This window comes from Cellulomonas citrea (assembly GCF_009829685.1).
Lineage (GTDB): Bacteria > Actinomycetota > Actinomycetes > Actinomycetales > Cellulomonadaceae > Cellulomonas > Cellulomonas citrea.
This window is the reverse complement of the sequence record NZ_VWSD01000167.1, coordinates 1-5,834: the sequence shown is the minus strand read 5'-3', so window position 1 is coordinate 5,834 and position 5,834 is coordinate 1. Positions and strand designations below refer to the sequence as shown.

At 73.9% G+C, this 5,834-nt stretch carries 6 protein-coding genes; 1 reads left to right on the top strand and 5 read right to left on the bottom strand.

What is annotated here, in order from left to right:
• Nucleotides 1-367: 367 nt before the first annotated feature.
• From F2B26_RS14030 to F2B26_RS14015, 4 genes are read right to left on the bottom strand one after another with little or no spacing between them, the layout of a single operon-like run.
• Nucleotides 368-2,047, bottom strand: a complete 1,680-nt coding sequence (locus tag F2B26_RS14030) for an NAD(P)-binding protein (RefSeq protein WP_201292749.1) — start codon at nucleotides 2,045-2,047, stop codon at nucleotides 368-370.
• Entirely contained in the window at nucleotides 2,044-3,084 is a 1,041-nt protein-coding gene (locus F2B26_RS14025) for a thiamine pyrophosphate-dependent enzyme (RefSeq protein ID WP_159810416.1), read from the bottom strand. Before F2B26_RS14025 ends, F2B26_RS14030 begins: the two co-directional genes overlap by 4 nt.
• Nucleotides 3,081-4,283, bottom strand: coding sequence for a pyruvate ferredoxin oxidoreductase (locus tag F2B26_RS14020; RefSeq protein ID WP_159810414.1), 1,203 nt, complete (start codon nucleotides 4,281-4,283; stop codon nucleotides 3,081-3,083). Before F2B26_RS14020 ends, F2B26_RS14025 begins: the two co-directional genes overlap by 4 nt.
• A complete protein-coding gene (locus F2B26_RS14015; protein ID WP_159810412.1) occupies nucleotides 4,276-4,905 on the bottom strand; it encodes a 2-oxoacid:acceptor oxidoreductase family protein in 630 nt (209 codons plus the stop codon). Before F2B26_RS14015 ends, F2B26_RS14020 begins: the two co-directional genes overlap by 8 nt.
• Before the next feature lie 298 nt (nucleotides 4,906-5,203).
• Here F2B26_RS14015 and F2B26_RS14010 point away from each other — a divergent pair, with 298 nt between their 5' ends.
• Entirely contained in the window at nucleotides 5,204-5,473 is a 270-nt protein-coding gene (locus tag F2B26_RS14010; RefSeq protein ID WP_159810410.1) for a YlcI/YnfO family protein, read from the top strand.
• A gap of 37 nt (nucleotides 5,474-5,510) precedes the next feature.
• On the opposite strand, the gene F2B26_RS14005 is transcribed toward F2B26_RS14010, so the two are convergent.
• Nucleotides 5,511-5,834: gluconokinase (locus F2B26_RS14005; protein WP_369122550.1), on the bottom strand; the 324-nt coding region annotated here is incomplete at its 5' end.

Genomic DNA, 5,834 nt, shown 5'->3' with positions numbered 1-5,834 from the left:
CCCGGCTGCCACCGGCACCCACCTGGACCTGACCATGCGCGCCCCCGCTCGCCGTACCCACCTTCGGGCGCCACCCTCACCCAGGCGGCGTGGGCACCGACCCTGGCACAGCACCGACGACGACGCGCCGAGTTCTCCACAGGTCAGCGGGAAGCCCCTCGGAGGTGGGCACGTTCGGCGCGGCCCGTCCGGCCGGGTCACCTGGCGCGACCGGTCGCCCGGCACGGCCGGGGCGCTCAGGACCGCCCGGCGGCCAGGCCGCGTGCGGACAGTTCCACGTGAAACCACCCGCACCCAGACGCTTGGCTGACAGAGTCGCGCCTACCGCACCTCCGGCGCCGCAGTCACCGAACCAGCACCGCCGCGGCTACCGCACCTCGCTCACCAGGTCGATCGCGCCGCACGGGCACTCGGCCGCGCAGATGCCGCAGCCCTTGCAGTAGTCCAGGTCGATCTCGTACTTGCGGCCCGGCCCGAGCTTGATGATCGCGTCGTCGGGGCACATGCCGAAGCAGTTGTCGCACTCGAAGCACGAGCCGCACGACATGCAGCGCCGCGCCTCGAACACCGCGTGCTCGGCGTCCAGCCCCTGCACGACCTCCTCGAACCCGGTGACCCGGCGGGCCGCCTCGAGCTCGCGCCGGTGCTGGTGCGGGGCGTCGGAGTAGTACCAGGTGTTGAGCCGCGAGGCTGCTGCCTCGCGGTCGACGGGCACCGGTCCGCTCGGCGTCGCACCGGCCAACCAGGCGTCGACCGACCGGGCCGCGAGCGCCCCGCGCCCGATGGCGAACGTCGCCGTCCGCGACCCCGGCGAGACGTCGCCGGCGGCGAAGACCCCGGGGCGCCCCGTCATCCCGGCCGCGTCGACCGCAACGACCCCCTCGCGCACGTCGATGTCCGGCTGCCCGGTGACCAGCGACAGGTCCGCGTCCTGCCCGACGGCGAGCAGCACGGCGTCGGCGTCCAGCTCCTCGAAGATGCCGGTCGGCACCGGGCGTCCCTCGTCGTCGAGCGTCATCCGTTCGATCTTCACGTGCGGGCCCTCGACCTGCTTGATCGTCGAGAGCCACTGCACGCGCACGCCCTCACCGATCGCGTCCTGCAGCTCGGTGGGGTGCGCCGGCATCTGGGCCTGCGTCCGTCGGTAGATGATGACCGCGTCCTGCGCGCCGAGCCGGCGGGCCACCCGCGCGGCGTCCATCGCGGTGTTGCCGCCGCCGTACACCGCGACCCGGCGCCCCAGCAGCGGGGCGTTGTCGGACGCGACGTCGCGCAGCACGTCGATCGCGTCGAGGATCTTGGAGGCGGCCCCCGCCGGGATCTCCACGTGGTGGCCCACCCCGGCCCCCACGGTGAGCACGACGGCGTCGAACTCCGCCTGTGCCGCCGGAAGGTCGGTGACCCGGGTCGAGCACTCGATGCGCACCCCGAGCTCGACGATCCGGGCGATCTCGGCCGAGAGCACGTCGCGCGGCAGCCGGTAGGCGGGGATGCCGTAGCGGAGCATGCCACCGGCCTCGGCGGCCGCCTCACGGATCGTCACCGCGTGCCCGAGCCGGGCCAGGTGGTAGGCGGCCGAGAGCCCCGCAGGCCCCGACCCGACCACGAGCACCCGCCGGCCGGTGGACGGCGCCGGCGGGTCGAACGCCCAGCCGTGCTCCAACGCGGTGTCCCCGAGGAACCGCTCGACGGCGTTGATGCCCACCGCCTCGTCGAGCTCGACCCGGTTGCAGGCCGTCTGGCACGGGTGGTAGCAGATGCGGCCCATGACGGCGGGCAGCGGGTTCTGCTCGACGAGGGTGCGCCAGGCGCGCTCGTACCCGTCGACCCCCTCCTGGGCGGCCCCCAGCCAGCCCCGGATGTCCTCGCCCGACGGGCACCCGACCTGGCACGGCGGGGTGAGCGTCACGTACACCGGGCGCTCGGTGCGCCAGGTGCCCGTGTGGTACGCCACGGAGGTGGCGGGCCCGGTCGAGACGCCGATGGTCGGCGGTGCGTCGTGCCCGTTGCGGGCGACGCCGGGCATCCCCAGGTCGGTGCTGCTCATCGCCGTGCCTCCTGCTCCTGGGCCTGCCGCTGCACACGCGACCGCGGTTCGTCGTCCAGCAGGCCGTAGCGGCGGATGTTCGCCTCGGCCGCGGCCCGCACCCGGGCCAGCGCATCCTCGCCGCCGGGCTTGAACAGGTGCGCGAACCTCTGCTGCGGACGCAGGTACTCCTCGACGTCCACGCGTTCGCGGATCTTGGTGACCGCGGTGAGCTCACCGGCCCGCGCCTCGAACACCGGGAAGGTGCCCGACTGCACGGCCGCCCGCGACAGCGCGATCGACTGGTGGGACGCCGACCCCCAGCCCAGCGGGCACGGCACGAGCACGTGCAGGTAGCGCGCACCGTGGATCGACATGGCGGTGCGGACCTTGGCCTCCAGGTCGCGCAGGTCCGCGACGGTGGCCGTCGCGACGTACGGGATCTCGTGCGCCATCGCGATCCGCGGCATGAACTTGCCCTGGCCGAACGGCGCCCCGGGCCGCGTGCCGGCGATCGGGGTGGTCGCCGTGCGCGCCGCGGGCGGGGTCGAGCCCGAGCGCTGCACGCCGGTGTTCATGTAGCCGCCGTTGTCGTAGCAGACGTAGAGCACGTCGTCGTTGCGCTCGAACATGCCCGACACGCTCGCCATGCCGATGTCGACCGTGCCGCCGTCGCCGCCCTGGGCGAGCACCCGGATGTCCGAGCGGCCCCGTGCCGCGTTCGCCGCGGCCAGCCCGGTGGCCACCGAGGCCGCGTTGGCGAACAGCGAGTGGATCCACGCCGGCTTCCAGGCGCTCTCCGGGTACAGCGTGGAGAACACCTCGAGGCAGCCGGTGGCGTTCGCGACCATGAGCTTGCCGCCGGTCGCGTCCACCGCGGTGTCCATCACCCACCGGGCGGCGAGCGCCTCGGCGCAGCCCTGGCAGGCGCGGTGGCCCTTGGTGAGGGACGACGGGCGGTCGGCGCGCGCCTGGACGGACCGGTCGTCGTCGTCGAGCAGACGGTTGCCGACGACGAGGGTCCCGGTCTGCATGAACGGGATCGAGACGGCGGTCATGCGTTCATCTCCTCGAGGGCATCGGCCCGAAGGTCGCAGAAGTCCAGGTCACCGAGCTGCCCGGCGATCCCGCGGCGGACGACGTCGGTGAGCACCTCCTGCGTGATCGGCCGCCCGCCCAGACCGGCGACCACCGAGTGCACGGCGATCCCGGTCCCGGCGAGCGCATGCCGCACGTCGCCGGTGAGCACACCGCCGACGCCCAGCTCGAGCGCCCGGTCGATGACCACCACCCGTCGTGCCGCGCCGACGGCCTCGCGCAGCGCCTGGGCGGGGAACGGCCGGTAGGTGCCGATGCCCAGCAGCCGGACCGGTTCGTCGCCGAGCGCGGTGAGCGTGTCCTGCAAGGTGCCGACCACCGAGCCCATCGCCACCACGACGGTGTCGTCTGCGCCGGGCGGTGGTGCGGTCCGGTCCCGGTCCAGGGTCCCGGGCAGGTAGGTGTGCACGAGCCCGCCGGCCTCGCGGCCGAAGGCCTCCCGGAACCTGTCCGACCAGGACTGCACGACGGCCGCGGCGTCGAGGAACCGCTTGTGCTGCAGGTAGCGGGTCTCGGTGAAGGTCTCCGGCCCCGCCATCGTGCCGATGGTCGTCGGGTGGTCGACGTCGAGCACCTGCTGCGGCCGGTACGGCGGCAGGAACGCGTCGACGTCGGCCTGCTCGACGACGTCCACCACGTCGGAGGCGTGCGTGAGGATGAAGCCGTCCATGCACACCATCACCGGGATGCCGAGCTCCTCGCCGGCGGCGAAGGCGATGACGTGCAGGTCAGCCGCCTCCTGGTTGTCGACAGCGAAGAGCTGCAGCCAGCCGGAGTCGCGCAGCGCGAGCGAGTCGGAGTGGTCGTTCCAGATGTTGATGGGGGACCCGATGGCGCGGTTCGCGATCGTCATGACGATCGGCAGCCCGAGCCCGGCCGCGTTGTAGACGGCCTCGGTCATGAAGAGCAGACCCTGGGACGCCGTCGCGGTGTAGGTGCGGGCGCCGGCCGCCGACGAGCCGATGGACACGCTCATCGCCGCGAACTCGGACTCCACGTTGATGTACTCGCAGCTGCCGAGCGCACCGGTGCGGGCCGCGCGGGCCAGCGCCTCGACGATGTGCGTCTGCGGGGAGATGGGGTAGGCGCACACGACGTCGGGCCGGCAGCGGGCCACCGTGCGGGCCACCGCCTGCGAACCTTCGAGGACCTCACGCACGGGACACCGCCTCCTGCTCGGCCGGGGCTGCCGCCGCGGACGTGTCGCCGGACCCACCCGCGGCGACCTGCTCGGCCACGAAGGCGTACGCCTGGGCGGCGGCGGCCGCGTTCTGCTCGCCGACCGGTCCGGGGTAGCGGCGGCGGAACACCTGCTGGACCGCGTCCAACGTGATCTCACCGGTCGCGGCGGCGTAGGCGCCGAGCATCGCGGCGGACGGCTTGGGCTTGCCGAGGGCCTCCATCGCGAACCGCAGCGCGGGGACGGTGACCACGCGGGCGCCGTCCGCTGCGGGGCCGGCCTGCGCGTGCACCTGGGGGCCGTCGTGCTCGGTCGCCACGATGACGGTGCCGCCGGGGGCCAGCCCGACGAAGGGGTCCTCGGACACGAGCAGCGTCGGGTCCTGCACGAGGACGACGTCGGGGGCGAGGACGGGTTCGCGGGTGCGGATCGGGCGCTCGTCGAACCGGCAGTACGCGACCACCGGGGCGCCGGTGCGCTCGGACCCGAACGACGGGATCGCCTGGGCCTCGTGCCCGGCCAGGAAACCGGCCCTGGCCAGCATCTCTGCGGCGGTGACCACCCCCTGGCCGCCTCGGCCGTGGATCCTCACCTGATGCATCCGTCCACCCACCCTCATTGGTGCGCTGCCGGGGGCCGAAAGGGCCTCGTCCGCTCGACGCTACGCCGGTGCCGGAGGATGCCTGACAGGCCTTTCGTCCCATGTCCCCGCCGGACTGTGGTCCCATGAATCGGGGACCTGCCGACGTGTCCGGGCCCGCCTCCGCCGCATCTCGACGCCGATAGAGCCCGCGACGTCCCACGTTCGGGGGACGTCCGACCTGGCTGCGCGACCTGCGGTGTCATCGACCGGGCGGGTCTGCCCCGCTAGGCCGGTCGGGGGACCTACAGTGACGGCCATGACCACGCTGCGCCTGCCCGAGCAGCTCCTCTGCGAGGTCGAAGAGGTGGCGGGCACCGGCGAGGAGAACCTCAGCCGGTTCGTCGAGACAGCCCTGCGCGAGACGTTGGCCCGTCGCCGGGCGCGCGACGTGCAGCCCGCGCCGGTCGAGGTCGCCCCCGTGGGGTCCGGCGAGCTGCTGCCGTCGGTCGACCTGTCCCGCTGGGCGCAGTTCCTGCAGTCCCAGGCCGCCGAGCCCCGGCACCGCCACCTGCACCTGTCGGCCTGAGCCGGGCGGCGGGCTCGTCCCGGTGTCGCGTCCGGCGCTAGGCCCGTTCCGCCCGCAGCTCCGCCAGCACGGCGTCGACCACCTTGTCCACGTCACCCTGCGCGGGCACGTCGACCCCGTCCTCGTCGGGCGCCAACGGCTCCAACGTCGCGAGCTGGCTGCCGAGCATCGAGACCGGCATGAAGTGGTCGGTGCGCGCCGCCATGCGGTCCGCCAACGTCGCCGGGTCGAGCACCAGGTGCACGAACCGGACGCGTCCGCCGGCCGCCGACAGCACGTCCCGGTAGCGCCGCCGCAGCGCCGAGCAGGTGAGCACGCTGCTCTGGCCGGCGGCCTGCCGGGCGCCGATCCAGTCCGCGAG

Coding starts and splice junctions, on each gene's coding strand:
- F2B26_RS14030 (WP_201292749.1), bottom strand. CDS start 2,047: ATGAGCAGCACCGACCTGGGGATGCCCGGCGTCGCCCGCAACGGGCAC.
- F2B26_RS14025 (WP_159810416.1), bottom strand. CDS start 3,084: ATGACCGCCGTCTCGATCCCGTTCATGCAGACCGGGACCCTCGTCGTC.
- F2B26_RS14015 (WP_159810412.1), bottom strand. CDS start 4,905: ATGCATCAGGTGAGGATCCACGGCCGAGGCGGCCAGGGGGTGGTCACC.
- F2B26_RS14010 (WP_159810410.1), top strand. CDS start 5,204: ATGACCACGCTGCGCCTGCCCGAGCAGCTCCTCTGCGAGGTCGAAGAG.